Annotated in this window: 34 protein-coding genes; 4 read left to right on the top strand and 30 right to left on the bottom strand. The window is 62.9% G+C overall.

Annotated elements, in window-relative coordinates:
* Positions 1-118: 118 nt before the first annotated feature.
* Complete coding sequence (locus ACZ5Y5_RS13265) at positions 119-889, top strand: CsgG/HfaB family protein (RefSeq protein WP_464810545.1); 771 nt, start codon at positions 119-121, stop codon at positions 887-889.
* 90 nt (positions 890-979) lie between these two features.
* Here the strand turns inward: ACZ5Y5_RS13265 and ACZ5Y5_RS13260 are convergent, their stop codons facing one another.
* The 29 genes from ACZ5Y5_RS13260 to rpsL all read right to left on the bottom strand — a co-directional run bounded on the left by ACZ5Y5_RS13260 (position 980) and on the right by rpsL (position 19,776).
* Complete coding sequence (locus ACZ5Y5_RS13260; protein ID WP_464809061.1) at positions 980-2,020, bottom strand: acyltransferase family protein; 1,041 nt, start codon at positions 2,018-2,020, stop codon at positions 980-982.
* Positions 2,021-2,090: 70 nt separating this feature from the next.
* A complete protein-coding gene (locus ACZ5Y5_RS13255; protein WP_464809060.1) occupies positions 2,091-2,666 on the bottom strand; it encodes an SRPBCC family protein in 576 nt (191 codons plus the stop codon).
* A 43-nt stretch (positions 2,667-2,709) separates the two neighbouring features.
* Complete coding sequence (locus ACZ5Y5_RS13250; protein WP_464809059.1) at positions 2,710-3,366, bottom strand: adenylate kinase; 657 nt, start codon at positions 3,364-3,366, stop codon at positions 2,710-2,712.
* 43 nt (positions 3,367-3,409) lie between these two features.
* Positions 3,410-4,774, bottom strand: coding sequence for a preprotein translocase subunit SecY (gene secY / locus ACZ5Y5_RS13245; protein ID WP_464809058.1), 1,365 nt, complete (start codon positions 4,772-4,774; stop codon positions 3,410-3,412).
* Between the two features lie 240 nt (positions 4,775-5,014).
* A complete protein-coding gene (gene rplO / locus ACZ5Y5_RS13240; RefSeq protein ID WP_464809057.1) occupies positions 5,015-5,539 on the bottom strand; it encodes a 50S ribosomal protein L15 in 525 nt (174 codons plus the stop codon).
* Positions 5,540-5,806: 267 nt separating this feature from the next.
* Positions 5,807-5,986 (bottom strand): 50S ribosomal protein L30, encoded by a 180-nt coding sequence (gene rpmD / locus ACZ5Y5_RS13235; protein WP_150291172.1) that lies wholly within the window; start codon positions 5,984-5,986, stop codon positions 5,807-5,809.
* Positions 5,987-5,992: 6 nt separating this feature from the next.
* Entirely contained in the window at positions 5,993-6,709 is a 717-nt protein-coding gene (gene rpsE, locus ACZ5Y5_RS13230; protein WP_464809056.1) for a 30S ribosomal protein S5, read from the bottom strand.
* 2 nt (positions 6,710-6,711) lie between these two features.
* Positions 6,712-7,065, bottom strand: a complete 354-nt coding sequence (gene rplR / locus ACZ5Y5_RS13225) for a 50S ribosomal protein L18 (RefSeq protein ID WP_464809055.1) — start codon at positions 7,063-7,065, stop codon at positions 6,712-6,714.
* Between the two features lies 1 nt (position 7,066).
* The gene (gene rplF, locus ACZ5Y5_RS13220; RefSeq protein WP_464809054.1) at positions 7,067-7,600 is read right to left on the bottom strand and encodes a 50S ribosomal protein L6; all 534 of its coding nucleotides are present in this window, start codon (positions 7,598-7,600) and stop codon (positions 7,067-7,069) included.
* Complete coding sequence (gene rpsH / locus ACZ5Y5_RS13215) at positions 7,600-7,995, bottom strand: 30S ribosomal protein S8 (RefSeq protein WP_464809053.1); 396 nt, start codon at positions 7,993-7,995, stop codon at positions 7,600-7,602. The genes rplF and rpsH overlap by 1 nt, the downstream gene beginning before the upstream one ends.
* A gap of 12 nt (positions 7,996-8,007) precedes the next feature.
* Positions 8,008-8,313, bottom strand: coding sequence for a 30S ribosomal protein S14 (gene rpsN, locus ACZ5Y5_RS13210; protein WP_007686564.1), 306 nt, complete (start codon positions 8,311-8,313; stop codon positions 8,008-8,010).
* A gap of 52 nt (positions 8,314-8,365) precedes the next feature.
* Positions 8,366-8,938, bottom strand: a complete 573-nt coding sequence (gene rplE, locus ACZ5Y5_RS13205; RefSeq protein ID WP_196225093.1) for a 50S ribosomal protein L5 — start codon at positions 8,936-8,938, stop codon at positions 8,366-8,368.
* A complete protein-coding gene (gene rplX, locus ACZ5Y5_RS13200) occupies positions 8,938-9,249 on the bottom strand; it encodes a 50S ribosomal protein L24 (RefSeq protein ID WP_464809052.1) in 312 nt (103 codons plus the stop codon). The genes rplE and rplX overlap by 1 nt, the downstream gene beginning before the upstream one ends.
* Positions 9,249-9,617, bottom strand: coding sequence for a 50S ribosomal protein L14 (gene rplN / locus ACZ5Y5_RS13195; protein ID WP_007686569.1), 369 nt, complete (start codon positions 9,615-9,617; stop codon positions 9,249-9,251). The genes rplX and rplN overlap by 1 nt, the downstream gene beginning before the upstream one ends.
* Before the next feature lie 163 nt (positions 9,618-9,780).
* Positions 9,781-10,044 (bottom strand): 30S ribosomal protein S17, encoded by a 264-nt coding sequence (gene rpsQ / locus ACZ5Y5_RS13190; RefSeq protein ID WP_006960320.1) that lies wholly within the window; start codon positions 10,042-10,044, stop codon positions 9,781-9,783.
* A 14-nt stretch (positions 10,045-10,058) separates the two neighbouring features.
* Positions 10,059-10,262, bottom strand: a complete 204-nt coding sequence (gene rpmC, locus ACZ5Y5_RS13185) for a 50S ribosomal protein L29 (RefSeq protein WP_097090705.1) — start codon at positions 10,260-10,262, stop codon at positions 10,059-10,061.
* Between the two features lie 3 nt (positions 10,263-10,265).
* Entirely contained in the window at positions 10,266-10,697 is a 432-nt protein-coding gene (gene rplP / locus ACZ5Y5_RS13180) for a 50S ribosomal protein L16 (protein WP_007686573.1), read from the bottom strand.
* Positions 10,698-10,718: 21 nt separating this feature from the next.
* Complete coding sequence (gene rpsC / locus ACZ5Y5_RS13175; RefSeq protein ID WP_066525416.1) at positions 10,719-11,414, bottom strand: 30S ribosomal protein S3; 696 nt, start codon at positions 11,412-11,414, stop codon at positions 10,719-10,721.
* Between the two features lie 4 nt (positions 11,415-11,418).
* Positions 11,419-11,805 carry a 50S ribosomal protein L22 gene (rplV, locus tag ACZ5Y5_RS13170; protein WP_464809051.1) on the bottom strand — a complete coding sequence of 129 codons (387 nt, stop codon included), beginning with the start codon at positions 11,803-11,805 and terminating at the stop codon, positions 11,419-11,421.
* Positions 11,805-12,083 (bottom strand): 30S ribosomal protein S19, encoded by a 279-nt coding sequence (gene rpsS / locus ACZ5Y5_RS13165; RefSeq protein ID WP_021239760.1) that lies wholly within the window; start codon positions 12,081-12,083, stop codon positions 11,805-11,807. The genes rplV and rpsS overlap by 1 nt, the downstream gene beginning before the upstream one ends.
* 5 nt (positions 12,084-12,088) lie before the next feature.
* A complete protein-coding gene (gene rplB, locus ACZ5Y5_RS13160) occupies positions 12,089-12,925 on the bottom strand; it encodes a 50S ribosomal protein L2 (RefSeq protein ID WP_022682112.1) in 837 nt (278 codons plus the stop codon).
* Positions 12,926-12,927: 2 nt separating this feature from the next.
* The gene (locus ACZ5Y5_RS13155) at positions 12,928-13,245 is read right to left on the bottom strand and encodes a 50S ribosomal protein L23 (RefSeq protein ID WP_066525425.1); all 318 of its coding nucleotides are present in this window, start codon (positions 13,243-13,245) and stop codon (positions 12,928-12,930) included.
* Positions 13,238-13,861, bottom strand: coding sequence for a 50S ribosomal protein L4 (rplD, locus tag ACZ5Y5_RS13150; RefSeq protein ID WP_464809050.1), 624 nt, complete (start codon positions 13,859-13,861; stop codon positions 13,238-13,240). Before rplD ends, ACZ5Y5_RS13155 begins: the two co-directional genes overlap by 8 nt.
* A gap of 2 nt (positions 13,862-13,863) precedes the next feature.
* Positions 13,864-14,619 carry a 50S ribosomal protein L3 gene (gene rplC / locus ACZ5Y5_RS13145; protein WP_464809049.1) on the bottom strand — a complete coding sequence of 252 codons (756 nt, stop codon included), beginning with the start codon at positions 14,617-14,619 and terminating at the stop codon, positions 13,864-13,866.
* A 275-nt stretch (positions 14,620-14,894) separates the two neighbouring features.
* Entirely contained in the window at positions 14,895-15,203 is a 309-nt protein-coding gene (gene rpsJ / locus ACZ5Y5_RS13140; protein ID WP_007686587.1) for a 30S ribosomal protein S10, read from the bottom strand.
* Between the two features lie 144 nt (positions 15,204-15,347).
* Positions 15,348-16,538 carry an elongation factor Tu gene (gene tuf, locus ACZ5Y5_RS13135; protein ID WP_464809048.1) on the bottom strand — a complete coding sequence of 397 codons (1,191 nt, stop codon included), beginning with the start codon at positions 16,536-16,538 and terminating at the stop codon, positions 15,348-15,350.
* Between the two features lie 135 nt (positions 16,539-16,673).
* A complete protein-coding gene (fusA, locus tag ACZ5Y5_RS13130) occupies positions 16,674-18,767 on the bottom strand; it encodes an elongation factor G (RefSeq protein WP_464809047.1) in 2,094 nt (697 codons plus the stop codon).
* A 152-nt stretch (positions 18,768-18,919) separates the two neighbouring features.
* Positions 18,920-19,390, bottom strand: a complete 471-nt coding sequence (gene rpsG / locus ACZ5Y5_RS13125; RefSeq protein WP_375197391.1) for a 30S ribosomal protein S7 — start codon at positions 19,388-19,390, stop codon at positions 18,920-18,922.
* Positions 19,391-19,404: 14 nt separating this feature from the next.
* Positions 19,405-19,776 carry a 30S ribosomal protein S12 gene (gene rpsL / locus ACZ5Y5_RS13120; RefSeq protein ID WP_007686591.1) on the bottom strand — a complete coding sequence of 124 codons (372 nt, stop codon included), beginning with the start codon at positions 19,774-19,776 and terminating at the stop codon, positions 19,405-19,407.
* A gap of 362 nt (positions 19,777-20,138) precedes the next feature.
* Here rpsL and ACZ5Y5_RS13115 point away from each other — a divergent pair, with 362 nt between their 5' ends.
* From ACZ5Y5_RS13115 to ACZ5Y5_RS13105, 3 genes are all read left to right on the top strand, one after another.
* A complete protein-coding gene (locus ACZ5Y5_RS13115; RefSeq protein ID WP_464809046.1) occupies positions 20,139-22,424 on the top strand; it encodes a putative bifunctional diguanylate cyclase/phosphodiesterase in 2,286 nt (761 codons plus the stop codon).
* A gap of 153 nt (positions 22,425-22,577) precedes the next feature.
* Positions 22,578-23,768, top strand: coding sequence for a M23 family metallopeptidase (locus ACZ5Y5_RS13110; RefSeq protein WP_464809045.1), 1,191 nt, complete (start codon positions 22,578-22,580; stop codon positions 23,766-23,768).
* The gene (locus ACZ5Y5_RS13105; RefSeq protein WP_464809044.1) at positions 23,749-24,135 is read left to right on the top strand and encodes a bactofilin family protein; all 387 of its coding nucleotides are present in this window, start codon (positions 23,749-23,751) and stop codon (positions 24,133-24,135) included. Before ACZ5Y5_RS13110 ends, ACZ5Y5_RS13105 begins: the two co-directional genes overlap by 20 nt.
* A 6-nt stretch (positions 24,136-24,141) precedes the next feature.
* Here ACZ5Y5_RS13105 and ACZ5Y5_RS13100 read toward each other — a convergent pair whose 3' ends face one another.
* Entirely contained in the window at positions 24,142-25,650 is a 1,509-nt protein-coding gene (locus ACZ5Y5_RS13100) for a YifB family Mg chelatase-like AAA ATPase (protein WP_464809043.1), read from the bottom strand.
* Positions 25,651-25,692 lie beyond the last annotated feature (42 nt).

Raw genomic sequence — 25,692 nt, 5'->3', positions numbered from 1 at the left:
CAATGACGGACGATGCCCCTTTGCATCGCTTGAACCGCGGCACGGTTGTGCTAGAGCAGGCGCAACTAAGGGTGGCCAAAAACTAACGTACATCAGCAACTTCAGGGGGTGCATGTCGATGCGCACGTTCACGACCATCATTGCCGCAGCGGCCGTTCTCGCCGCCTCGGCGTCTCCGGCGATCGCGGCTGACAAGGGCTCGTCCGCCCGTCAGCAGCAGGCCAAGAAAACCGCCGAAATTCCGCATTGCACCCGTCGCCTCGGCACGGTCGCGATCGTCGATCCCGACAATCAGTGGTGGCGCGAGCTGAACCTCGGCAGCCCCGAGGCGATCCTCAAGGTCTTCATTCAGCAGTCCGGTTGCTTCGGCATCGTCAATCGCGGCCGCGCGATGGTCAGCCGTAACATGGAACGCGCCATGGCTGATTCCGGCGAACTGCAGGCCGGATCGAACCTTGGCAAGGGCCAGGTGAAGGCGGCGGACTATTATCTGCAGCCTGACATTGTTTCGTCGAACAAGAATTCAGGCGGCAACGCGCTGGGCGGCATGCTCGGCGGCTTCCTGGGCGGCCGCACCCTGGGCGCTCTGGCTGGCGGCATTTCGATCAAGAAGAGCGAGGCGAACGTCACCCTGTCGATCGTCAACGCCCGCACGACCGAGGAAGAGGCGCTGACCGAAGGCTATGCCCGCAAGTCGGACCTGAGCTTTGGCGGTGGCGGCGGCGCTGGCTGGTGGGGCGGCTTCGCTGCGGCTGGCGGCGGCGGCTACCAGAATACCGAGATCGGCCAGGTCATCGTACTCGCCTATCTCGACGCTTATACCAAGCTGGTGACGCAGCTCGGCGGGCTTCCCGCCAATGCAGCTGCGGCGGCTCCGCGCGCGCAGTAAGATCGGCGATCAGGAAAGGGGCGCTGCCGGCACCGGCGGCGCCCTTTTTTTTGCGCGCGAGCTGCAGGAGCGCAAGGACCCGTCTGGCGGTCAGCTGGGCTCGGATGCTATCTCGCCCGTCGTTCGCACTCGATCACGCCGCCTGCGCCACCAGGCCAGAATAGCCTCGCCCGCAGGCCGTTCGACCAGGCGATTGATCGCGGTTCCGAGTGTCAGGGCTGTTAAGAAGGCGGTCAGGAACGCGATCCACGGGCTGTAGCCCTGTTCCGCCATCTTCAGCATCACGACGAAACCGACATGCTGGTGGATCAGATAGAAGGAATAGCTGATGCCGCCGATCCAGAGCAGGGGCCGCGCTGCGATCCAGCGCATGCGCCCGGCGATCAGCGCTGCGAAGCTTGCGAGCAGCAGACAGGCGACTAAGGTCACGTCCCAGCTATCCATCGCAGCCACCGACAAGAGCGCGAGCGCTGCATAAGGTAATTGCTGGCGCCAGCGCCGCTGCCCCGCCCAGACGCGGTAGGACAGCATGCCGATAATGAAGAAGGGCACATAGCGCAGCACGAAGAGCATCACGATGCGTTCGGGCATGTCAGGCCAGAGCCCGTAAATCCCGCGCAACGCCAGCCAGAGGGCGAGCATCGGCTCCAGCCACTTCATCCCAACCCACTTCCACATAGCGATCATGCAGAAGTAAAAGGCGATCTCCACCGTCAGCGTCCAATAGGCCCCATCCACCTCCGGCAGGAAGGCAAAGCCCTGGAGCATCGTGACATTCGCCAGGATCGCGGCTGGACCGATCAGCAATTGGGAAGCCTTGGCGAGATATTCGATCGAAAGCGTCAGCATCATCGCGACGAGATAGGCGGGATAAAGGCGTGCGATGCGGTTGACCACGAAATCGGCCACGCTGCCAATCCGGTCGAGCGTGAAGAAGATGGCGAAACCGGAAATGGTGAAGAACAGCAAGACCCGGTAATTGCCTCCGGGGAAGCTGAACGGCACATGCGCGGCCTGCGGGAACAACTCATGGAAGCGTGCCGAGTAGTGAAAAACCAGCACACATAGCGCGCCGATGCCGCGCAAGGCGTCCAGTTCCGACAGGCGGCTCCGATGAGGCGATCCACTCACCGGCTGGGCATAGCAATGAAACAGCAATCAATCGGTTAAGATGATCGCTGATTGGAAATAGGACAGGATTTCAGCCTGCGGTAGGCTGACGCGGCTGAGTGCGCTGCCGCGCACGTCCCTCCGCCACCCGTTTGAGTTCCTCAAGCTGCTCCCGCAGCACCTTGTCCACCAACGGCGCGATCGGCTTCATGCCTGCGCGCACATAGCCGCCGACGACATAGCCCATCGTGACCCGAACGCCCGTTTTGGCGGGGCTGATGACGATATCGAGCGTGCCCGCCACCGCTTCAGCCTGTAACGGCCCCAAGGCTCCTGAAAGACGCAGTTGCTTGTTGGGGGCAACGAAGATGACCCGCGCATGTTCGACGCCACCCATAGCGCCAGCGGGGCCGGGAAGCCTTTCACAGAAACAGCCACCCGCGCGCGGCTCCAGGCTGAGATTGGCCGCATTGCCGCTATAGGTGTGAGCGGCGCTCCACCAGCGATCCGGCGTAGCGAGCAGTGCGTAAACGCTTTGCGCGTCCGCAGCGATTTCGATGCTATTCTCTATCGCGAAGCCGCCATCCCCCGCCGACGTCACCGCTCCATGAGCAGGCGCTGTGCCAAGCAGAGCCAAAGCGCCGATTGCGAATAAAATTCGTCGCATGACTGTCCCCTCGCCCGAGCATTTCTGGCGAGGGGAAGGTAGCTCAGGGCTGGCGGCGATCCAATATCGATGCGATCGCAACCGTCACATCGTCCATATCAGCCATGCCATCGACCCGCGACACGATGCCGCGCGCCTCGTAGATGGGCAGGATCGGCGCAGTCTTGGCGCGATATTCAGCCATGCGGGTGCGTACGGTTTCTTCATTGTCGTCAGGACGCCGCTTGAACTCGTGCCCGTGGCACTTGTCGCACTCGCCCTCGACCTTCGGTTGCTTGAAGCTGTCATGATAGCCTTCACCACAGCTGGCACAGGTGAAGCGGCCCGTAATGCGTTCGACGAGCGCATCCTCATCGACTTCCAGTTCAACGACATGGTCCAGCGTCCGGCCGCGATCGGCGAGTATGGCATCAAGCGAATGCGCCTGGGCTTCGGTGCGGGGATAACCATCGAAAATCACGCCGGTCCCCGCGGGAAGACCATCCAGCGCCTCGCCGATAATGCCCGATACGATCTCGTCGGAAACCAGTTCGCCCGCTTCCATCACCGCCTTGGCCTTGAGGCCGATCGGCGTCTGCGCCTTGACGGCGGCACGCAGCATGTCGCCGGTGGATAGCTGCACCATGCCGCGGCTCTCAACCAGACGGCTGGCCTGCGTGCCCTTGCCCGCTCCCGGAGGGCCCAGCAGAATGATATTCATGCGCGCATACTCCCCTGTTCTTGCGCCTTGACGTTGTGCGCCCTTAGCGCATGCGACCCTTGAGCTTCGCCTTCTTGATCAGATCGCCATATTGATGAGCCAACAGATGGCTTTGAATCTGCGTCACGGTATCGACCGTCACATTGACGACGATCAGCAGGCTGGTGCCGCCGAGATAAAAGGGAATGCCCGCCCGCGCGATGGCGAATTCCGGCACCAGGCAGATTATCGTCAGATAAGCGGCCCCGATCACGGTGATGCGGGTGAGCACATAATCCAGATAATTTTCCGTGTTCTTGCCAGGCCGGATGCCCGGAATGAAGCCGCCATTGCGCTTCAGATTGTCGGCCGTTTCTTCCGGGTTGAACACGACGGCCGTGTAGAAAAAGCAGAAGAATATGATGCCGAGGCCGTAGAGCGCCATATAGACCGGGCTACCGTGCGACAGATACTGGTTCAGCGTCAGCACGAAATCGCCAAGCTTGCTCTCGCCTGCCACCGTACGGCCGGCAAATTGCGAGATGGTGAGCGGCATCAGCAGCAGCGAGCTGGCGAAGATCGGCGGGATCACACCGGCGGTGTTGACCTTCAGCGGCAGATGGCTGCGATCGGCCTGCATCAAGCCCTGACGCGTCTGGCGCTTGGGATATTGGATCAGCACCCGGCGCTGCGCGCGCTCCATGAAGCAGATCAGCAGGATGAGACCCACGGCCATCGCGATCACCAGCACGATCAGCAGGCCGGAAATCGACCCCTCGCTGCCTGACTTGAACAGGTTGCTGAGCGTAACCGGCAGCTGGGCCACGATGCCCGCCATGATGATGAGGCTGACGCCGTTGCCGATGCCGCGCGAGGTGATCTGCTCACCCAACCACATCAGGAACATCGTACCGCCAATCAGCGAGATGACCGCCGCGATGCGGAACAGGAAGCCAGGATCCACCACCGCCTGCACGCCCGACTGCGCGCCAAAGCTTTCAAGGCCGACGGCGATGAAATAGCCCTGCACCGCCGTCAGGCCGACCGTGCCGTAGCGCGTATATTGGTTGAGCTTCTTGCGCCCGCTCTCGCCTTCCTTCTTGATCGCCGCGAGCTGCGGCGAGAGGGAGGCGGCGAGCTGCACGACGATCGACGCGGTGATGTACGGCATGACGCCGAGCGCGATCAGGCTCATGCGCGAGAGCGAACCGCCCGAGAAGGTGTTGAAGATGTCGAGGATGCCGCCGTTCGTCTGCTTGTAAAGCTGCGACAGGGCGGTCGGATCGACACCCGGCAGCGGCACGAAGCTCAGGAAGCGGAAGACGATCAGCGCCCCCAGCGTAAACCACAGGCGCTTCTTGAGGTCGGTCGCCTGGCTGAACTTCGCCAGGCTGAGATTGGATGCGAGCTGGTCGGCTCTCGATGCCATCTTGGCTGCCCTTCAAAACATCTTGGCGGAGTCACGCTCCGGCCTGAATCGCTAACCCCTTAGCGGCGTGTTCGCGCGCTGTCGAACTCCGAAATTCACACCGTTCATTCTGAGCAGTCATCGAGCGTATCGAAGCCGCCGCTCAGAGTGGGTGATGAGGGTTCTCCCGGGCCCGAAATACAAAGCCCCGCTCACCCATATTGGGCAGCGGGACCTTGCTTGCAAGCTTGGTGAAGCGCCTTAGGCCTTCTTGGCGGCCTTGGCGCTGCCCTTCTTGGCGGCAGCCTTTTCCGCGGCCGGGACGACGGCGATCACTTCGACCTTGCCGCCAGCCTTCTCAACCGCCTCAACGGCGCCCTGGGACGCGCCAGCAACGAGCAGGTTGACCTTGGCGGTCAGTTCACCCTTGCCGAGGAGACGCACGCCGTCCTTGCCGCCACGGGCCAGGGCAGCTGCCTTGAGCGCTGCATGATCGATGGTCGCGTTGGCGTCCAGCTTGCCGGCGTCGATCGCCTTCTGCACCGCGCCCAGGTTCACGATCGCGTAATCCTTGGCGAAGATGTTGTTGAAGCCGCGCTTCGGCAGACGCATGTGGAGCGGCATCTGGCCACCCTCGAAGCCGTTGATGCTGACGCCCGAACGTGCCTTCGCACCCTTCTGGCCGCGACCGGCGGTCTTGCCCTTTCCCGAGCCGATACCACGGCCGACGCGCATCCGGCCCTTGCGGGCACCGGCATTGTCATTGAGTTCATTAAGCTTCGTCATATCGTGCACTCGCTTTCGCTATGTTCGCGCGGAGGTCCGATCCTCACGGATCGAACCGGAGCCCCAGCGAAAGCCGGGGCCGGGTTGATCTGGACGCTTCCTCGCGGAAGTCATCCCGGCCGGGGGTCTCCTCATCGAGGACGCGCCATCCGGCCTGAGATCCCAGCTTTCGCGGGGATTTCCAGAAGCGCGCCTGTAGCGCGCCTCTGGAAAAAACGAAAGAGGGGTTGCCCCCTCTCCCGCTTCATTCCTCTGTAGTCGGAAGGCTCAGCCTTCGACCACTGCCACCATATGGGGCAGCTTGGCGATGGCACCGCGGACTTCCGCCGTGTCTTCCAGCTCCACCACGCGGTGCATCTTGCCAAGGCCCAGACCGATCAGAATCTTCTTCTGGGCTTCGGGGCGACGGATCGGCGAGCCGATCTGCTTGATCTTGATCTTCGCCATGTCGTGTTACTCCGCAATCGCTTCGGCATCAGCCTGCGCGACTTCGGCCGAGGCGCCGCCGCGACGCAGAAGGTCAGCGACCTTCTTGCCACGACGCTGCGCCACCGACTTCGGGCTGGTCTGCTCGCCCAGCGCCGCGAAGGTCGCACGGATCATGTTATAAGGGTTGGACGTGCCGTTCGACTTGGTCACGACGTCAGCGACGCCGAGGCTTTCGAACACGGCGCGCATCGGACCACCGGCGATGATGCCCGTACCGGCCGGAGCCGAACGAACCGTCACCTTGCCTGCGCCAAAGTGGCCGAGGCCGTCATGGTGCAGGGTGCGGCCTTCCTTCAGCGGAACGCGAACCATCGCCTTCTTAGCCGAAGCGGTCGCCTTGCTGATGGCTTCAGGCACTTCGCGCGCCTTCCCATGACCGAAGCCCGCGCGACCCTTGCCGTCACCGACGACGACCAGAGCGGCGAAGCCGAAGCGCTTACCGCCCTTGACGGTCTTCGAGACGCGGTTGATGTGAACCAGCTTCTCGATCAGCTCCTCGCCCTGCTCCTCGTCCCGATTGCCGCGACGGTCGTCGCGACGGCCACGGCCACCACGCTCGCCACGGTTGCGGTCGCCGCCACGGCCACGGCCACGGCCAGGACCGCGACCTTCGGTCTGCTCGCCGCCTTCAACGGCTGCGGGTGCGCCCGGCTGGGCCTGGATATCGTTTTCGTCAGCCATGATCAGAACTCCAGCCCGCCTTCACGGGCGGCATCGGCCAGCGCCTTGACGCGGCCATGGAACAGGAAGCCACCACGGTCGAACACGACCTGGGTGACGCCGGCGGCCGTCGCCGCAGCGGCAACGCGCTTGCCGACTTCGGCAGCAGCTTCGGAAGTAGCGCCGGTCTTGTCGCGCACGTCCTTGTCCAGGGTCGATGCAGCGGCCAGGGTCTTGCCCTGCGCATCATCGATGATCTGAGCGTAGATGTGACGGCCCGAACGGTGCACGCTGAGGCGCGGACGGGTGCCCGACACAGCCTTGAGCGCGGTGCGAACGCGGCGACGACGCCGCGCGAAGAGGGAAAGCTTTGCCATCTTACTTCTTCTTCCCTTCCTTGCGGAAGATGAACTCGCCAGCGTACTTGATACCCTTGCCCTTATAGGGTTCGGGCTTGCGCCAGCGGCGGATCTCGGCGGCAACCTGACCCACCTTCTGCTTGTCAATGCCGGTGATCTCGACCGTGGTGTTATCCGGGGTCTTGATCTCGATGCCTTCGGGCACCGCGAAATCGACGTCATGCGAATAGCCGAGCTGCAGCTTCAGGGTCTTGCCCTGGGCATTAGCGCGGTAGCCGACACCGGTGATCAGCAGCTTCTTGGAGAAGCCCTCGGTCACGCCGGTGATCAGGTTCTGGATCAGCGTGCGCTGCATGCCCCAGAAAGCGCGGGCGCGCTTGCTGTCGTTGGCAGGCTTCACGGCGATCGAACCGTCTTCGATGCTGTAGGTCACTTCGTCGGCCAGCGGCAGCGACAGGGTGCCCTTGGGCCCCTTCACCGACAGCTGACCGCCTTCGATGGCGGCGGTCACGCCCGCGGGGACAGCGACCGGCTTCTTACCAGTACGGCTCATCAGAACACCTCCGCCAGCACTTCGCCGCCGACATTCTGCTCGCGCGCTTCGGCGTCGGACAGAACGCCACGAGGCGTCGAGACAATGGTGATACCCAGACCGTTGCGGATCACCGGCAGTTCCTTGGAACCCGAGTAAACGCGGCGGCCGGGCTTCGACACGCGGGCGACATGCTTGATCGCCGGCTGGCCCTCGAAATATTTGAGCTCAATGCGCAGGCCGGCGTGCTTGCCGAGCAGTTCCTCGGAATAGCCACGAATGTAACCTTCGCGCTGCAGCACGTCGAGCACGCGGGCACGGAGCTTCGACGCGGGGGACACAACGCTGTCCTTCTTCGCCTGCTGCCCGTTGCGGATGCGGGTGAGCATATCACCCAGGGGATCGGTCAATGCCATCTCAAATGATCCTTACCAGCTCGACTTGGTGACGCCGGGGATCAGGCCCTTGTTGGCCAGATCACGCAGCTGCACGCGGCAGAGACGGAATTTGCGGTAGTAGGCCCGGGGACGGCCCGTCAGCTCGCAGCGGTTACGCACGCGGGTCGGGTTGCCGTTGCGGGGGATCTCCGCCATCTTCAGACGCGCAATCAGACGATCGCTGTCATCAGCGGTCGTATCATTCGCGATCGCCTTGAGCTTCGCATAGCGGCCGGCATATTTCTTCACCAGCTTCTTGCGGCGCTCGTTCTTGTTGATCGAACTCAGTTTCGCCATGACTTAAGTTCTCTTTCTTAGCCTAACGGTTGGAAAGAGAAGCGGGACCTTTTCAGGCCGCCTGCTTCTCTTCAATCGGGAAGGGGAAGCCGAAGAGACGCAGCAATTCGCGCGCTTCCTCGTCCGTCTTCGCCGTGGTGGTCACGATGATGTCCATGCCGCGCACCTTGTCGATGCGGTCATAGTTGATCTCGGGGAAGATGATCTGCTCCTTGATGCCGAAGGCATAGTTGCCACGGCCGTCGAAGCTCTTCGGATTGAGACCACGGAAGTCGCGCACGCGGGGCAGAGCGATGTTGATCAGGCGATCAAGGAACTCGTACATGCGCTCGCGGCGCAGCGTGACCTTGGCGCCGATCGGCATGCCCTCACGCAGCTTGAACTGCGCGATCGACTTGCGGGCCTTGGTGATGACCGGCTTCTGGCCAGCGATCAGTTCCATTTCCTCGGCGGCCGAGGTGACCTTCTTCTTGTCCTGGGTCGCTTCGCCGACGCCCATGTTGAGCGTGATCTTCTCGATCTTCGGCACTTCCATGACGTTCTTGTAACCGAACTTTTCGGTCATCGCCTTGGCGATTTCGGCGTCATAGAGCGACTTGGAGCGCGGAATATACTTGTCGCTCATTACAGCACCTCACCGGACTTGACGGCGACGCGGACCTTCTTGCCGTCGCGATCCTCGAAACGGACGCGGGTCGGCTTGCCATCCTTGTCGGCGACAGCGACGTTCGAAATGTGAAGCGGCGCGGGCTTGCGCTCGATGCCACCCTGCGGGTTCGCCTGGTCGGGCTTGCGATGACGCGCATGCACGTTGATGCCTTCAACGAGGACACGGTCCTCCTTGGGCAGAACCTGCAGGACGGCGCCGGTGCGGCCCTTGTCCTTGCCGGCCAGGATGACGACCTTGTCGCCCTTCTTGATACGAGCAGCGCTCATTACAGCACCTCGGGAGCGAGCGAGATGATCTTCATGTGCTTCTTGGCGCGCAGTTCGCGAACGACGGGGCCAAAGATACGGGTGCCGATCGGCTCCTCGTTCTTGTTGATGAGCACAGCGGCATTGCCGTCGAAGCGAATCACGCTGCCGTCAGCGCGACGCACGTCCTTGGCGGTGCGCACGATGACGGCGCGATGCACGTCACCCTTCTTCACCTTGCCACGAGGCGCAGCTTCCTTGATCGAGACGACGATGATGTCGCCCACGCTCGCGAAGCGACGCTTCGAGCCGCCCAGCACCTTGATGCACTGGACGCGCTTGGCGCCGCTGTTGTCAGCGACGTCAAGATTGGATTGCATCTGGATCATGGATCCGGTTCCTTCTTGTCTGGCCTACCGAGACTGTCCCGGCGGTTCCGAATTCGAGTTTCGACCGGAAGATTCGAAACACGAAGCGCGGGCCTGTAACCTCTTCTTGACGAAAAGGCCAGCCCCGCGTCCGAAATTTCGACCTTACGGCCGGTGACTAACCTCAGGCCGCCGTTTCGGGCGACTTGTGGGTGTCCACGCGCTCGATGACCTTCCAGGTCTTGAGCTTGGAAATCGGTGCGGTCTCCTCGATGCGGACCGTTTCGCCTTCCTTGTAGACGTTGCCCTCGTCATGGGCATGATACTTCTTCGAACGGCGGATGATCTTGCCGTAGAGCGCATGCTTAACCTTGCGCTCTACGCGAACCACCACCGTCTTGTCGGTCTTGTCGGAAACCACCGTTCCCGTCAGCACGCGCTTGGGCATCGTGTGTTTCCTTCTTACTTCGCAGCCGAGCGCGAACGCTCGGACTGAAGGGTCTTGATCTGCGCGATCGACCGGCGGACTTCACGCACGCGGCTGGGCTTTTCCAGCTGGTTGGTGGCCGCCTGGAAACGCAGGTTGAACTGCTCGCGCTTCAGGTTGTTGAGTTCGGTCGACAGCTCGTCGTCCGACTTGGTCTTGAGGTCAGCTACATTCGCCACGGATTAACCCTCCAGGTGGGAGGTGTCGCCGAGGCGAGCGACAACCTTCGTCTTGATCGGCAGCTTCATCGCGGCGCGCGAGAAAGCCTCTGCTGCGAGCGGGCCTGGAACGCCGTCCAGTTCGAACAGGATGCGGCCCGGCTTGACGCGAGCTGCCCAATATTCGACCGAACCCTTACCCTTACCCTGACGGACTTCGGCGGGCTTCTTGGAAACTGGCACGTCGGGGAACACGCGGATCCACAGACGGCCCTGACGGCGAAGGTGGCGCTGGATCGCGCGGCGAGCCGCTTCGATCTGGCGTGCGGTGACGCGCTCGGGTTCCAGGGCCTTCAGACCATAGGCGCCGAAGTTCAGAGCCGAACCGCCCTTGGCGTCGCCCTTGATCCGGCCCTTGAAGGTCTTGCGGAACTTCATTTTTTTCGGTTGCAGCATGACGCTATACCTACCTTATTCTCAGCGCGCCGGGCGTACGCCGGAGGTCTGAGCCTCCAGCATCAGCCGGTCGGTAGCCATCGGATCGTGCCCAAGGATTTCGCCCTTGAAGATCCAGACCTTGATGCCGCAGACGCCATAAGCGGTGTGCGCCGTGGCTTCGGCATAATCGACGTTCGCGCGCAGCGTGTGCAGCGGAACGCGGCCTTCACGATACCATTCCACGCGGGCGATCTCCGCGCCACCCAGACGGCCGCCGCAGGTGATCTTGATGCCTTCAGCGCCCAAACGCAGCGCCGACTGCACCGCGCGCTTCATGGCGCGACGGAATGCCACGCGGCGCTCCAGCTGGTCGGCGATGCCCTGCGCAACGAGCTTGGAATCGATTTCCGGCTTGCGGATTTCGACGATGTTCAGGCTGACGTCCGAAGAGGTCAGGCTGCCCAGCTTCTTGCGCAGCTTCTCGATGTCCGCGCCCTTCTTGCCGATGATGACACCGGGACGGGCAGCGTAGATCGATACGCGGCACAGCTTGGCGGGACGCTCGATCACGACCTTGGAGATCGCTGCCTGCGGCAGGTTCTTCATGATATACTGGCGGATCTTCAGATCCTCCAGCAGCAGGCGGCCATAATCGGCGCCTTCCGCGAACCAGCGGCTGTCCCAGGTACGGTTGATCTGCAGGCGCAGACCGATCGGATTGCTCTTGTGACCCATAGTCTTACGCCTCCGCTTCTTCAGCAGCTTCACGCACGACGATGCGCACGCGGCTGAAGGGCTTCAGGATCCGGGTCGACTTGCCGCGGCCGCGAGCGTGGAAGCGCTTCATGGTGAAGCTCTTGCCCACCGATGCTTCCGCGACGACCAGCGAGTCGACGTCCAGATTGTGGTTGTTTTCCGCATTGGCGATAGCCGAAGCCAGCACCTTGCGCACGTCGACCGCCATCGCCTTCTTCGAGAAGGCGAGGATGTTCAGCGCCTCTTCGACCTTGCGGCCGCGGATGAGCGTGGCGACCAGGTTCAGCTTCTGGGCCGAACCACGGATCTGCGTGCCGACTGCGAGCGCCTCATTGTCGGCGACGCGGCGGGGAGCCTTTTCCTTGCTCATTAGCGCTTGCCCTTCTTGTCGGCGGCGTGGCCGGGGAAGTAGCGGGTCGGGGCGAATTCACCCAGCTTGTGACCCACCATGTCCTCGTTCACCGAAACCGGCACATGCTTGCGGCCGTTGTAGACGTTGAACGTCAGACCAACGAACTGCGGCAGGATGGTGGAGCGGCGCGACCAGGTCTTGATCGGACCAGCACGGCCACCGGCATCCTGAGCGACTTCCGCCTTCTTCAGAAGGCTGAGGTCCACGAACGGACCTTTCCAGACGGAACGAGCCATCTCGCTTACCTCTTCTTCTTCGCGTGGCGGCTACGGATGATGAACTTGTCCGTCGCCTTGTTGTGGCGGGTGCGCGCACCCTTGGTCGGCTTGCCCCAGGGGGTGACCGGATGACGGCCGCCCGAGGTCCGGCCTTCACCACCGCCATGCGGGTGATCGACCGGGTTCTTCGCCACACCGCGCGTCAGCGGACGCTTGCCGAGCCAGCGGTTACGGCCGGCCTTGGCGAGGTTGGTGTTGGCATTGTCCGGGTTCGACACGGCACCGACGGTGCCCATGCAGTCCGAACGGATGTAGCGCTGCTCGCCCGACGACAGGCGGACCATCACCATCCCACGATCGCGACCAACCAGCTGGGCATAGGTGCCCGCCGAACGGCAGAGCTGACCGCCCTTGCCGGGCTTCATCTCGATATTGTGGATGATGGTGCCGACCGGCATCTGGCCGAGTTCCATCGCGTTGCCCGGCTTCACGTCGGTCTTCTTGCCCGCGATGACCTTGTCACCGGGAGCCAGACGCTGCGGCGCCAGGATATAGGCCTGGGTGCCGTCGGGATAGTTCACCAGCGCGATGAAGGCGGTGCGGTTGGGGTCATATTCCAGACGCTCGACCGTGCCTTCCACGTCCCACAGGCGACGCTTGAAGTCGATGATGCGGTAGCGCTGCTTGTGACCGCCGGCGATACCGCGCGAGGTCACATGGCCCTTGTTGTTGCGGCCGCCGGTCTTGCGCTTGCCTTCGGTCAGCGCCTTGACGGGCTTACCCTTGTGCAGGCCGCTGCGATCGACGAGGATCAGGCCGCGCTGGGCCGGGCTCGTCGGGTTGTAGCTCTTAAGCGCCATGGTCAGCGCACTCCTTCGGTGATGTCGATCGACTGGCCGTCAGCCAGACGAACGATCGCCTTCTTCACGTCAGACCGCGTGTAGGGCTTGCCCTTCCACTTCTTGGTCTTGCCCTTGGCGACCAGCGTGTTCACGCTCTTGACGGTCACGCCCCAGAGCGCTTCGACGGCCGCCTTGATCTCCGGCTTGGTCGCGTCATTGGCGACCTTGAAGACCACGGCGTTGTTTTCGGAGAGAAGCGTCGACTTCTCGGTGATGACCGGGGCGACAACGACGTCATAATGACGGTTGTCCACAGTCGCGGCTTGCTTCTTAGCCATTGAAACGCGCCTCCAGCTTTTCGACCGCGGCGCGCGTCAGCACCAGCGAATCCGCTTTAAGGATGTCGTAAACGTTGGCGCCGACAGCCGGCAGCAGGTTCACGCCGACGATGTTCGCCGAAGCCTTCGCGAAGCTGACATTCACCGCGTCGCCGTCGATGAACAGCGCCTTGTTGAGGTTCAGCTTGGCGAGGTGCGCGACCAAAGCCTTGGTCTTGCCTTCCGCCACGTCGAGATTGTCGAGAACGATCAGCGAGCCATCCTTCGCCTTCGACGACAGGGCCATCTTGAGACCCAGCGCACGAACCTTCTTGTTAAGGTCGTGGCCGAACTCACGGACACGGGCGCCGTGCGCCTTACCACCGCCGATGAACACGGGCGCCTTGCGATCGCCGTGACGGGCGGTGCCGCCACCCTTCTGGCGGCCGAACTTCTTGCCGGTGCGGGCAACGTCCGAACGCTCGCGGGTCGCGCGGGCCGGAGCACGACGCTTTTCGAGCTGCCAGGTGACGACGCGGTGCAGAATGTCGGTGCGGGGCTCGACGCCGAACACGGCATCGTTCAGCTCCACTTCACCGGCGGCTGCGGCATCGAGGGTCTGTACCTTGACCTTCATGATTAGCCCTCCTGGCCTTCGGTCGCTTCGGGAGCGGCCGCTTCTTCAGCGGGCGTTTCGGCCGGAGCGTTGTTGCTGTTGGCAGCCTGCTTCAGGCTGGCCGGATAGGGTACGTCAGCCGGACGCTTGACCTTGACGGCGTCGCAGACGGTCAGCCAGGTGCCCTTGGCGCCCGGGACGCTACCCTTGACGAACAGCAGGCCACGCTCGACGTCCGTGCGGACGATTTCGAGATTCTGCTGGGTCCGCTCGCGGTCACCCATGTGGCCCGCCATCTTCTTGTTCTTGAAGACGCGGCCCGGATCCTGACGGTTACCCGTCGAACCATGGGCACGGTGGCTGATGGACACGCCGTGGGTGGCGCGCATACCGCCGAAGCCCCAGCGCTTCATGGCACCGGCGAAACCCTTACCCTGGGTATGACCGGCGACATCGACCAGCTGGCCGGCGATGAAGTGATCGGCCGCGATCTCGGCGCCGACATCGAGGAGCGCGTCCTCGGCAACACGGAATTCGACCAGACGCGCCTTGGGCTCCACTTTCGCCTTGGCGAAGTGGCCGCGCTGCGGCTTGGCGACATTCTTGACCTTCGCGACGCCCGCTCCCAGCTGAACCGCGACATAACCGTCACGATCAACTTCCTTGCGAGCCACGACCTGATTGCCCTCAAGGGCCAGAACCGTAACCGGAATATGACGTCCGTCCTCCTGGAACAGACGGGTCATCCCGACTTTCTTAGCGATCACGCCTGTGCGCATCACTGATTACTCCCATAGAGGCCCGCCTTAGCAGCGGGCGTATCCAACGAAAAAGCCGCTCAGGATCACTCCTTCGCGGCCCAACCCAAATATGTAGATCACCCCGTCCGGGTTGGATGCCGACCCCTCACCGGGACCAGCGACGGGGGACCAGGACCACGAGCCTTTCCGGTTCACCGGAGGGGCCGTGCGGTATCCCTTGTGTCTTGTGAGCTTCCGGTCGCCCGGAATGCCCGATACCCTGCCCTCCTTCCGGAAAGCAGGGACTTGTCAGCTTACGCCAACTTGATTTCGACGTTCACGCCGGCAGCGAGGTCCAGCTTCATCAGCGCATCGACCGTCTGCGGCGTCGGCTGCACAATGTCAAGCATACGCTTGTAGGTGCGGACTTCGAACTGCTCGCGCGACTTCTTGTCGATGTGCGGGCCACGGTTGACCGTGAACTTTTCGATGCGCGTCGGAAGGGGAATCGGACCGCGGATAAGAGCGCCGGTGCGGCGGGCAGTGTCGGCGATGTCGCCGGTCGCCTGATCAAGCACGCGATGATCGAACGCCTTGAGGCGAATGCGGATGTTGCTGTCCATTGTTCCTGTACCGATGCGAAAGAGCCAAAAACAAACCGCCTCAGCTTTGCCCTTCTAGCTTCTTCGAGCCGGAGAAAGGCGATCCGAGGCGGTTAAAATCCTCAGCGGCGCGAATCAGGCGATTCGCGCCGCTGCGGTCCTATATTACTTCGAGATCGTGCCGACAACCCCGGCGCCGACGGTGCGGCCGCCTTCACGGATGGCGAAGCGGAGACCCGCGTCCATCGCGATCGGAGCGATCAGCTTCACGCCGAGCTTCACATTGTCGCCAGGCATGACCATTTCCGTGCCCTCGGGGAGGATCACTTCGCCGGTCACGTCGGTGGTGCGGAAGTAGAACTGCGGACGATAGTTCGCGAAGAACGGGGTGTGACGGCCGCCTTCTTCCTTCGACAGGACGTACACTTCCGCGTCGAACTCGGTGTGCGGCGTGACCGAGCCGGGCTTGGCCAGAACCTGGCCACGCTCCACGTCTTCACGGCCGACGCCACGAACCAGCGCGCCGATGTTGTCACCAGCTTCGCCCTGATCGAGCAGCTTGCGGAACATTTCAACGCCGGTGACGGTGGTCTTGCGGGTGTCGCGGATGCCGACGATTTCGACTTCCTCGCCAACCTTGACGATGCCGGTTTCAACGCGGCCGGTCACGACGGTGCCACGGCCCGAGATCGAGAACACGTCTTCGATCGGCATCAGGAACGGCTTGTCGACCGGACGCTCCGGCTGCGGGATGAACGAGTCGACCGCAGCCATCAGCTTCAGAACAGCGTTCTTGCCGATTTCGTCGTTCGAACCGTCAAGGGCCTTCACAGCCGAGCCGGGGATGATCGGAATATTGTCGCCGTCGAAATCATAGGACGACAGCAGTTCGCGGATTTCCAGCTCGACGAGCTCGAGGATTTCCGGATCGTCGACCAGGTCGACCTTGTTCATGAAAACGACCAGCTGGGGAACGCCGACCTGCTTGGCGAGCAGGATGTGCTCGCGGGTCTGCGGCATCGGGCCGTCGGTGGCCGAAACGACGAGGATCGCGCCGTCCATCTGGGCCGCACCGGTGATCATGTTCTTGACGTAGTCAGCGTGACCCGGGCAGTCGACGTGCGCATAGTGACGCGCTTCGGTTTCATATTCGACGTGGGCGGTCGAGATGGTGATGCCGCGCTCGCGCTCTTCGGGCGCCTTGTCGATGTTGGCGTAGTCAACGAAGGTCGCACCGCCGGTTTCGGCGAGAACCTTGGTGATCGCCGCGGTCAGCGAGGTCTTGCCATGGTCAACGTGACCGATGGTGCCGATGTTGCAGTGCGGCTTGTTCCGCTCAAACTTAGCCTTAGCCATTTTTTCCTACCTTCTAATCAAATCAGCTTGGTCAGACCGCTCGGCCGCGCCTCGCGAAGGCGCGTCCATAGCAGCAAATTCACAGATTACCAGCCCCTAACCGAGCCGTTTGCACGGCCCGGCCAAGGAAAATCATCAGGCCATCTTCGCCTTGACTTCATCCGCCACATTCTGCGGCACTTCGTCATAGTGGGAGAAGATCATCGAGTAGTTCGCACGCCCCTGGGTGAAGGAACGCAGCGAGTTCACATAGCCGAACATGTTGGCCAGCGGGACCATCGCCTCGACCACCTGCGCGTTGCCGCGGCTGTCGGTGCCCTGGATCTGGCCGCGGCGGCTGTTCATGTCACCGATGACGTCGCCCAGATATTCCTCCGGAGTGACGACTTCGACCTTCATGACCGGCTCGAGCAGCGTGATGCCCGACTTCTGCGCCGCTTCGCGCATGGCGGCGCGGCCGGTGATTTCGAACGCCAGCGCCGACGAGTCGACGTCATGGTAGGCGCCGTCATAGAGCAGGATTTCGAAGTCGATGATCGGGAAGCCGATGAGCGAGCCGGTGGCCGCCGTTTCGCGCATGCCCTTTTCAATGGCGGGGATATATTCCTTCGGAATGTTACCGCCCTTGATCTCGTCCTTGAAGATGATGCCCGCGCCACGCTCGCCCGGCGTCAGCTTCACCTTGATACGGCCGAACTGGCCGGTGCCGCCCGACTGCTTCTTGTGGGTGTAGTCGATGTCGACCGGCTTCTTCAGATACTCGCGATAGGCGACCTGCGGAGCGCCGACATTCGCCTCGACCTTGAACTCGCGCTTCATGCGGTCGACGAGAATTTCGAGGTGAAGTTCGCCCATGCCCTTGATGATGGTCTGGCCCGATTCGTGATCGGTCGAGACGCGGAAGGACGGATCTTCGGCAGCCAGGCGATTGAGCGCGACGCCCATCTTTTCCTGGTCAGCCTTGGTCTTGGGTTCGACCGACAGCTCGATCACGGGCTCGGGGAATTCCATCCGCTCCAGGATGATCGGCTGGCGCTCGGCGCACAGCGTATCACCGGTGGTGGTTTCCTTCATGCCGGCCAGCGCGACGATATCGCCGGCGTAAGCCGTCTCGATATCTTCACGGCTGTTGGCATGCATCAGCAGCATACGGCCAACCTTTTCCTTCTTGTCCTTGACGGAGTTCAGATAGGTGCCCTTGGTCAGCGTGCCCGAATAGACGCGCAGGAAGGTGAGCGAGCCCACGAAGGGATCGTTCATGATCTTGAACGCCAGACCCGAGAAAGGCGCATCATCCGCCGTGGGGCGGCTGTCGGGTTCTTCGGTGTTCGGGTTGATGCCCTGGACGTCGGGAATGTCCAGCGGCGAAGGCAGATAGTCGACGACCGCGTCGAGCAGGGGCTGAACGCCCTTGTTCTTGAATGCCGAGCCGCACAGAACCGGCACGAACGCCTGGTTCAGCGTGCCCTTGCGGATCAGCTTCTTGAGCGTGGCGACGTCGGGGATGTTGCCTTCGAGATAGGCTTCCATCGCCTCGTCATCCTGCTCCACGGCAAGTTCGATCAGCTTTTCGCGATATTCAGCGGCCTTGTCAGCCAGATCGTCCGGAATCGCCTCATAAGTGAACTCGGCGCCGAGATTCTCGTCCTTCCAGATGATCGCGCGATCATTGACCAGATCGACCAGACCCTTGAAGTCCGATTCCGCACCGATGGGCAGATAGAGAACCGCCGGCGTCGCGCCCAGGCGATCGATGATCGTCTGCACGCAATAATAGAAGTTGGCGCCGGTGCGATCGAGCTTGTTGATGAAGCACATGCGCGGCACGCGATACTTGTCAGCCTGGCGCCACACCGTTTCCGACTGCGGCTCAACGCCGGCAACGCCGTCGAACGCAGCGACTGCGCCATCGAGCACGCGCAGCGAACGTTCGACTTCGATGGTGAAATCGACGTGGCCGGGGGTGTCGATGATGTTCAGCCGATGCTCGGGGCCCTTGCCCTCTTCGGCCTTCCACACGCAGGTCGTCGCAGCCGAGGTGATGGTGATACCACGCTCCTGCTCCTGCTCCATCCAGTCCATGGTGGCGGCGCCGTCATGGACTTCGCCGATCTTGTAGGACTTGCCGGTGTAGTAAAGAATACGCTCGGTCGTGGTGGTCTTGCCGGCGTCGATATGCGCCATGATACCGAAATTGCGATAGCGTTCGAGCGGATGGCTGCGGGCCATGATGCTTCTCCGTTGCCGGCACGCCGGCGGTGAGTGAATGAGTCTTGCGGCTGGCCCCTAAACCAATCCGTCCGCCATGGGTAGCCCCACGGCGAACGGACCGATATTCAAAACCAGAATGGAAAAGCGGGCGCGTAAGCGCCCGCCCCTCTTTACCAGCGGTAGTGCGAGAAGGCGCGGTTCGCTTCCGCCATGCGGTGCGTATCTTCGCGCTTCTTGACGGCATTGCCGCGGTTGTTGGCGGCGTCCAGCAGTTCACCCGACAGACGGGCGGCCATGGTGGTTTCGCTGCGGTTGCGCGAAGCCGTGATCAGCCAGCGGATCGCCAGCGCCTGGGCGCGCTCGGGGCGCACCTCGACGGGGACCTGGTAGGTCGCACCGCCAACGCGGCGGCTGCGGACTTCGATGCCGGGCTTCACATTGTTGAGCGCGTCATGGAACATGCCGATCGGGTCCTTCTTGGACTTCGCTTCGACAGTTTCGAGCGCACCGTAAACGATGGACTCGGCGACGGCTTTCTTGCCGTCCTGCATGATGCTGTTCATGAACTTCGACAGCACGACATCACCGAACTTGGGATCGGGCAGGATGACGCGCTTTTCGGGGCGACGACGACGTGACATAGTTTCAGTCTCCCTTACTTCGGACGCTTCGCGCCGTACTTCGAACGGCTCTGCTTACGGTCCTTGACGCCCTGGGTATCCAGAACGCCGCGCAGCACGTGGTAACGCACACCGGGAAGGTCGCGTACGCGGCCGCCACGGATCAGCACAACGCTGTGCTCCTGAAGGTTGTGGCCTTCACCCGGGATGTAGGTGATGACTTCGCGCTGGTTGACCAGACGCACCTTCGCCACCTTACGGAGAGCCGAGTTCGGCTTCTTCGGGGTCGTCGTGTAAACACGGGTGCAAACGCCGCGCTTCTGCGGGTTCGCTTCCATTGCAGGGACCTTCGACTTGGTCTTCTGCAGCTCGCGGCCCTTACGGACCAGCTGGTTGATCGTTGGCATGAAGCCCTTCACCTTTTCAGTTACTTTACCGGAACCATCCCCGCGTTGCTTGCCATAGAAAGGCGCGATGCCTTAAAACAGCAAAGGTCCCGGCGGGCGAACGCCCCCTGGAACCGCAAGAGCAGCCGGCAATGTTCAGCTCTGCCCCCTACCATCGGCCTGAAGACGAATCTGTCAGGATTTCCGGCAGCTGGGCAGGCGCGCCTATAGCCATGGTCCCTTTCAGGGTCAAGCGGCGTGCCGCGGCACTTCGTTTCATGGCCGATCCGATATGGTGAATGGCCGATTAGGAAATTGATAAGAGTGGGCAAGCTATTGTTTCACAGACGGGCGCCACTCACGAGCGCCCCTGTGGACAGGTCGTGACTCAACTTTCTCCTTTCACCGGCGAGTTTTGCAACCCCGCCCGGGAAGCTGCATTCCAGGCTGAGCGGCTGCCTGAGTCGTGCCGCCATACGCGCACCCTGTTCATCCTGTCCGCGATCCTGAACGCGCTTTTTCTGATAAGCGACTGGCGTTTCGCCGGCACGGCCCATTTCTGGGTGGCTGTTCCTGCCCGGCTGACCGTCGTGCTGTGGTCGCTGATCTGCCTGTCATTCAGCCGCCGAATGACCGATTTCAAGGCGGTCGAGCGGCTCTGCTTCATCTGGCAAATCGTCACCGCGATCGGCGTCGCCTTCCTCGTCAGTTCACGCAGCGATATCGCGATCTTCGTTCTGGTGATGCTGCCGCTGGTCTTTTACCTGGTCGTACCTACGAGCTTTCGCGGCAATTTCGGCGGCGGGCTCGGCTGCGGCATCCTTCTGTTGATAGGCTATATCGCCCCGGCGCCCCTTTCCGCCACCGCTCCCGGAATGGTCATGGCGGTATTGACGCTGCATTGCGGCATGTGGATCGCCATCAGCCGCACGAACCGGCTCCAGCGGCAGGAATGGGTCGCCAGCCAAGCGGCGCGGGATGCGCGCGCGGCATTGGCAAGCAACAGCGAAACGCTTGAGCGCATGTTCATGAGCGTGCCGATCCCTCTCCTGGTGACGCGGCCGGACGGAGCGGTCGTTCGCTTCAACGACGCCGCCGCCCGGACTTTCGGCGCCGATGGCGACATTTCGGGGGTCCATCTGCTGAGCGAAGGAATGGCGGCCCGGGCCAGCCTTCGCGACCGTATCGCGACCGGGGAAGCCGTCGATAATCAGGAATGCCGGATCGAGGGCAAGGATGCCGTGGTCCATGATGTGCTGCTCGCCTCGCGCCCCATTCTGATCCGTGGAGAGGAGTGCGTGCTTTCGAGCATCGTGGATATCACCGACCGCAAGCAAGCGGAACGGCACTTGGCCCATCTCGCCATGACCGACGCGCTCACCGGCCTGGCCAACCGGTCCCACTTCATGGCGACGCTGGCGCAAGCAGCCAGTGCGACGGGCCGGGCCGGCGGACAGATGGCGGTGGTGCTAATCGACGTCGACGAGTTCAAGCGGATCAATGATAGCGCCGGGCATGACGTCGGCGACGCGTTGCTCTGCGCTGTGGGCGAGCGGCTGCGCGCGGCGGTGCGGCCGGGTGATCTTGTCGCCCGCATGGGCGGAGACGAATTTGCCGTGCTGCTGACGCGCTTACGGGACGCGTCCGACCTGGACGCGATCCTAGCGCGGATGACGGCGCAACTGCATCAATCGCTGACCCACGGCGCTCGGGATGTGGACTGCCGGGTCAGCATGGGCGTCGCGCTCTTCCCCGAACATGCCGGCGACATCGCCGACCTGATGAAATTCGCCGACATAGCTCTGTATGAAGCGAAGAATGGCGGCCGGGGTCGGGCTTGCCTGTTCGAACCCTGGCTGCTGGAGCGGTGGCAGCGCGAAGCGCGCATGCTGGAGCGCGCGCGCCACGCGCTCGTCCACGCGCCGCCCGCCCCCTGGTATCAACCTAAGGTCGATCTCGCGACCGGAGCCATTATCGGCTTCGAAGCGCTGCTCCGCTGCGTCCGTGCCGATGGAACGATCATCATGCCGGGCGAAATCGCCGCGGCCTTCGAACATTCGGAACTGGGGCGCACGATCACTGACCGGATGGTGGAACAGGTGCTTGCCGATTGCCGCCGATGGCAAGAAGTTGGGCTCGATATCGGCCATGTCGCGATCAATGTGCCGGGCGTGGAACTGCACGACAGCAGCTTTCCCGATCGCCTGCTCGCGCAACTGCAAAGCATGGATGTGCCGCCTTCCAAGATCGAACTGGAGGTGACCGAATCGGTCTTCCTTGGCCGCAATGCCGAAGTCGTGGAACGGAGCCTGCACCGGTTGAGCGACGCTGGCATATCCATCGCGCTCGATGATTTCGGCACCGGCTATGCCTCACTGTCCCACCTCAAGCAGTTCCCGATCGACATCATCAAGATCGACCAGCGCTTCGTCCGCGATCTGGAGACCGATCCGGATGATGCAGCCATCGTGCGCACACTGCTAAATCTCGCCTACAGCCTCAACATCCGGACGGTGGCCGAAGGCGTCGAGAATGTGCACCAGCTCGACTATCTGCGTGCGGGCGGATGCCATTATGCACAGGGCTTCCACTTCGGCGCTGCCGTGCCTTCGAACGAAGTGCCAACTTTGTTGGGGTGGCGTCCCGAGGGGAGCTCCCAAATCGGCTGAAAATTTTTTCAGCGGGTCGGGAACCCGACTGCCAATAACACGTTTCACCCCACCTTAATTTCGGCTCGTCACGAGTCCGCGCCAGCGGATTCGCGCGCCCCCCGTTCCTTTGCTACCGGCCCGATTCTCGAATAATCGGACGCGGGGTCGCAATTGTTGTATCGGAGTAAGAAGGGGGTTACCGCCCTCTGGGCCAGGATCATTGCCCTGTGTCCAGACCGGGAAATCTTCCTGCGATCTGGCGGACAGGTGAAGTTCATCCGCATCTCCACTCGCGTTCAGCTGGTGGCCGCGGCACTTCTGTCCTCACTCATGATGGGGTGGATTGCGCTTACACTGTCGATGGCGTTCGGCCGCTCGTCCGTCGATCGCGAGCGCGCCGTGCTTGATGCCCAGGGCCGTGCCGTCGCGAAGGCGGCTGGCAAAGTGGAAGGCTATCGCCGGTCTGTGGAAAACCTGGCTCGCGATCTCGAAGCGCGGCAGGACTTCATGGACGATCTGTACCGCACTCATTTCGGCAAGGAAGAAAGCGGAACGGCCGAAGGACTGGTCGGCCAGCCGGACAAGGCCACCGCCAAGGATGGCGCGCATGCCCTCAAGGTCCGCATCAGCACCGCCCCTGAAGCCGAACCCCTGCTGACTATCGATGCCCGCCAGCGCCGTTTCGCCATGCTGCTGACCCATGCTGTGGAGCGGCGGGCAGACAAGACGGCCGCCGCGATCCGCAGCTTTGGCCTCAATCCCGATGCGCTGGCGCGGACCGCCGCCCGGGCGCAAGGCGGCCCGTTTGTCCCCTGGCGCGGCCAGCGCGATACGATGCCGAAGGAATTTGAACGACTGGCAAGCGCGCTGTCCCGCATGGAGTTTCTGGAAAGCAGCCTGATGACCATTCCGTCAGGCCGCCCGACCCTCGCGCCGATGCAGTCCAGTTCTTACGGTTACCGACGCGACCCGTTCAACGGACATGCTGCCTTTCACGCAGGGATCGACTTTCCTGGTAGCCATGGCCAACCGATCCTGGCGGCCGCCGCGGGCAAGGTGAGCTTTGTCGGCCAGCGCAGCGGCTATGGCAATGTAGTGGAAGTGAGCCACGGCAACGGCCTCATGACCCGCTACGCCCATCTGTCGGGCTTTGCCGCCCGGGTAGGCCAGCAAGTCGATCGCGGCGTCATGATCGCCCGCATGGGTTCGACCGGCCGCTCGACGGGCGACCATCTGCATTTCGAGGTGCGGCTGAACGGTCAGCCGATCAACCCCCGCCGTTTTCTAGAGGCACGCAAAGATGTTCTCCAAGTCCAGCAAATCGCCACGGCCCGCCTCGCCGATGTCGGCCACCGTGGCTAAGGGGTCGTCCTTCTCGCTGATTGCGGGCGGCGTTTCGATCAGTGGCGACATCAGCGCCTCGGTCGATCTGCATATCGATGGGCAAGTGACCGGTGACGTAAGTTGCGTCGCCCTCGTTCAGGGTCCGGCTAGCCAGGTCACCGGCCATATCAGCGCGCAAAGCGCCCGGCTCGCCGGGCTGGTGGACGGGTCCATCACAGCCGACGATCTGGTCATCGAAAGCAGCGCCCGGATCACCGGCGACATCGTCTATGAGCGCATCTCGATCGCGCCCGGCAGCCGCATCGATGGACGCTTCACCCACAAGGATAATGGGCCGGCAGGCGGTGGCGAGCTGAAGCTGATCACCGCCGAGAACGCGGCCTGACCCTCGTCAGTTAACCGGAGCGCGCCGCCGGTAGCTGAGCGCTTCGGCCACATGCACGCGACCGACCTTGTCCGCTCCGCCGAGATCCGCAATGGTGCGCGCCACCCGCAACACCCGCGTATAGCCGCGCGCCGAAAGCTTCATCGCGGCCGCCGCCTGCGCCAGAAGTTCGCGCCCTGCAGCGTCAGGGCCAGCCACATCCTCCAACCGTTCACCGTCTACCTCAGCATTGGTGCGCACCTTGCTGCCCGCATAGCGCTGCGTCTGCACCTGCCTTGCCGCAGCGACGCGCGCCGCGACCTCGACCGAACCTTCCGAGGGCGGCGGCAGAACAAGATCGGCGGCGGTGACCGCCTGCACCTCAACATGCAGGTCGATGCGATCGAGCAGCGGGCCCGACACCTTTGCCTGATAGTCCGAGGCGCAGCGCGGAGCGCGGGAGCAGGCCAAGGCAGGATCGCCGAGATGGCCGCAGCGGCAGGGGTTCATGGCGGCCACGAGTTGCACCCGCGCCGGGAAGGTCACATGCGCATTGGCGCGCGCGACCGTGACTTCGCCGGTCTCCAGCGGCTGGCGCAGTGAATCGAGGACAGTGCGCTGAAACTCCGGCAGTTCGTCGAGGAATAGGACGCCCAGATGCGCCAAGCTGACCTCGCCAGGGCGAGCCTTGTGACCGCCGCCCACCAGCGCCGCCATGGACGCGCTATGGTGAGGATTGCGGAAGGGCCGCGCGCGGCTGATCCGTCCACCCTCGAGCGATCCGGCGACGCTGGCGACCATGGACGTTTCCAACGCTTCGGCCGGGGTCAGTTCGGGCAATATGCCGGGCAGGCAGCTCGCCATCAATGACTTGCCCGCGCCTGGCGGGCCTATCATCAGCAGATTGTGGCCTCCGGCCGCAGCGATCTCCAGCGCGCGCTTTGCGGTTTCCTGCCCCTTGACCTGCTTGAGATCAGAAGTGCGCAGTGGTGGCTCGACCGCCCCCGGTTGCGGCGGCGACAGTGCCGCGCTGCCCTTGAAGTGATTAAGCAGGCTGAGCAGGTCGGGAGCGGCTATTACCTCGACCTGGCCCGCCCATGCCGCCTCTGATCCCTGCGCGACCGGGCATACGAGGCCGAGTTCACGCTCACCTGCGTGGAGCGCGGCCAGCAGAACGCCCGGCGTGGACGCGATGCGTCCGTCGAGCCCCAATTCCCCCACCACCACATAACCGGCCAGCGTCTCCGCATCGATCACGCCCATCGCGCCGAGAAGCGCGAGGGCTATGGGTAGGTCGAAATGAGAACCTTCCTTTGGCAGGTCGGCAGGCGAGAGGTTGACGGTGATGCGCTTGGGCGGAAGGGACAGGCCGATCGCCGCAATGGCGTTGCGCACCCGTTCGCGGCTTTCCGCCACCGCCTTATCGGGCAATCCCACGACGATGAAGTTCGGCAAGCCGGGGACCAGCTGGCACTGCACCTCCACGCTGCGCGCGTCCAGCCCGAGATAGGCGACCGTCGATACCGTCGAAACCAATGTGCCCCCATTTTCTTGTAAAAAGCCGCTGCGCGCCGCGGC

Source organism: Sphingobium sp. TomTYG65 (genome assembly GCF_055395525.1).
This window is presented reverse-complemented; position numbering and strand designations above follow the sequence as displayed.

Coding starts and splice junctions, on each gene's coding strand:
- rpsQ (WP_006960320.1), bottom strand. CDS start 10,044: ATGCCCAAGCGCGTGCTGACGGGAACGGTGGTTTCCGACAAGACCGAC.
- rplB (WP_022682112.1), bottom strand. CDS start 12,925: ATGGCGCTTAAGAGCTACAACCCGACGAGCCCGGCCCAGCGCGGCCTG.
- rplE (WP_196225093.1), bottom strand. CDS start 8,938: ATGAGCGACAAGTATATTCCGCGCTCCAAGTCGCTCTATGACGCCGAA.
- rpsE (WP_464809056.1), bottom strand. CDS start 6,709: ATGGCTGACGAAAACGATATCCAGGCCCAGCCGGGCGCACCCGCAGCC.
- ACZ5Y5_RS13255 (WP_464809060.1), bottom strand. CDS start 2,666: ATGCGACGAATTTTATTCGCAATCGGCGCTTTGGCTCTGCTTGGCACA.
- rpsH (WP_464809053.1), bottom strand. CDS start 7,995: ATGGCATTGACCGATCCCCTGGGTGATATGCTCACCCGCATCCGCAAC.
- ACZ5Y5_RS13250 (WP_464809059.1), bottom strand. CDS start 3,366: ATGAATATCATTCTGCTGGGCCCTCCGGGAGCGGGCAAGGGCACGCAG.
- rplC (WP_464809049.1), bottom strand. CDS start 14,619: ATGCGCACAGGCGTGATCGCTAAGAAAGTCGGGATGACCCGTCTGTTC.
- rplD (WP_464809050.1), bottom strand. CDS start 13,861: ATGAAGGTCAAGGTACAGACCCTCGATGCCGCAGCCGCCGGTGAAGTG.
- rplX (WP_464809052.1), bottom strand. CDS start 9,249: ATGAGCGCTGCTCGTATCAAGAAGGGCGACAAGGTCGTCATCCTGGCC.
- rplV (WP_464809051.1), bottom strand. CDS start 11,805: ATGAGCAAGGAAAAGGCTCCCCGCCGCGTCGCCGACAATGAGGCGCTC.
- rplN (WP_007686569.1), bottom strand. CDS start 9,617: ATGATCCAGATGCAATCCAATCTTGACGTCGCTGACAACAGCGGCGCC.
- ACZ5Y5_RS13265 (WP_464810545.1), top strand. CDS start 119: ATGCGCACGTTCACGACCATCATTGCCGCAGCGGCCGTTCTCGCCGCC.
- tuf (WP_464809048.1), bottom strand. CDS start 16,538: ATGGCTAAGGCTAAGTTTGAGCGGAACAAGCCGCACTGCAACATCGGC.
- fusA (WP_464809047.1), bottom strand. CDS start 18,767: ATGGCCCGCAGCCATCCGCTCGAACGCTATCGCAATTTCGGTATCATG.
- rplF (WP_464809054.1), bottom strand. CDS start 7,600: ATGAGCCGTACTGGTAAGAAGCCGGTCGCTGTCCCCGCGGGCGTGACC.
- rpmD (WP_150291172.1), bottom strand. CDS start 5,986: ATGGCGAAGATCAAGATCAAGCAGATCGGCTCGCCGATCCGTCGCCCC.
- rplP (WP_007686573.1), bottom strand. CDS start 10,697: ATGCTGCAACCGAAAAAAATGAAGTTCCGCAAGACCTTCAAGGGCCGG.
- ACZ5Y5_RS13155 (WP_066525425.1), bottom strand. CDS start 13,245: ATGGCTAAGAAGCAAGCCGCGACTGTGGACAACCGTCATTATGACGTC.
- ACZ5Y5_RS13105 (WP_464809044.1), top strand. CDS start 23,749: ATGTCGGCCACCGTGGCTAAGGGGTCGTCCTTCTCGCTGATTGCGGGC.
- rplR (WP_464809055.1), bottom strand. CDS start 7,065: ATGGCAAAGCTTTCCCTCTTCGCGCGGCGTCGTCGCCGCGTTCGCACC.
- rplO (WP_464809057.1), bottom strand. CDS start 5,539: ATGACGAAGCTTAATGAACTCAATGACAATGCCGGTGCCCGCAAGGGC.
- rpsJ (WP_007686587.1), bottom strand. CDS start 15,203: ATGGACAGCAACATCCGCATTCGCCTCAAGGCGTTCGATCATCGCGTG.
- rpsN (WP_007686564.1), bottom strand. CDS start 8,313: ATGGCGAAACTGAGTTCGATCAACAAGAACGAGCGCCGCAAGAAGCTG.
- rpsL (WP_007686591.1), bottom strand. CDS start 19,776: ATGCCAACGATCAACCAGCTGGTCCGTAAGGGCCGCGAGCTGCAGAAG.
- rpsC (WP_066525416.1), bottom strand. CDS start 11,414: ATGGGTCACAAGAGCAATCCGATCGGTCTGCGCCTGCAGATCAACCGT.
- secY (WP_464809058.1), bottom strand. CDS start 4,774: ATGGCATCGAGAGCCGACCAGCTCGCATCCAATCTCAGCCTGGCGAAG.
- rpsS (WP_021239760.1), bottom strand. CDS start 12,083: ATGGCTCGTTCCGTCTGGAAAGGTCCGTTCGTGGACCTCAGCCTTCTG.
- rpsG (WP_375197391.1), bottom strand. CDS start 19,390: ATGTCACGTCGTCGTCGCCCCGAAAAGCGCGTCATCCTGCCCGATCCC.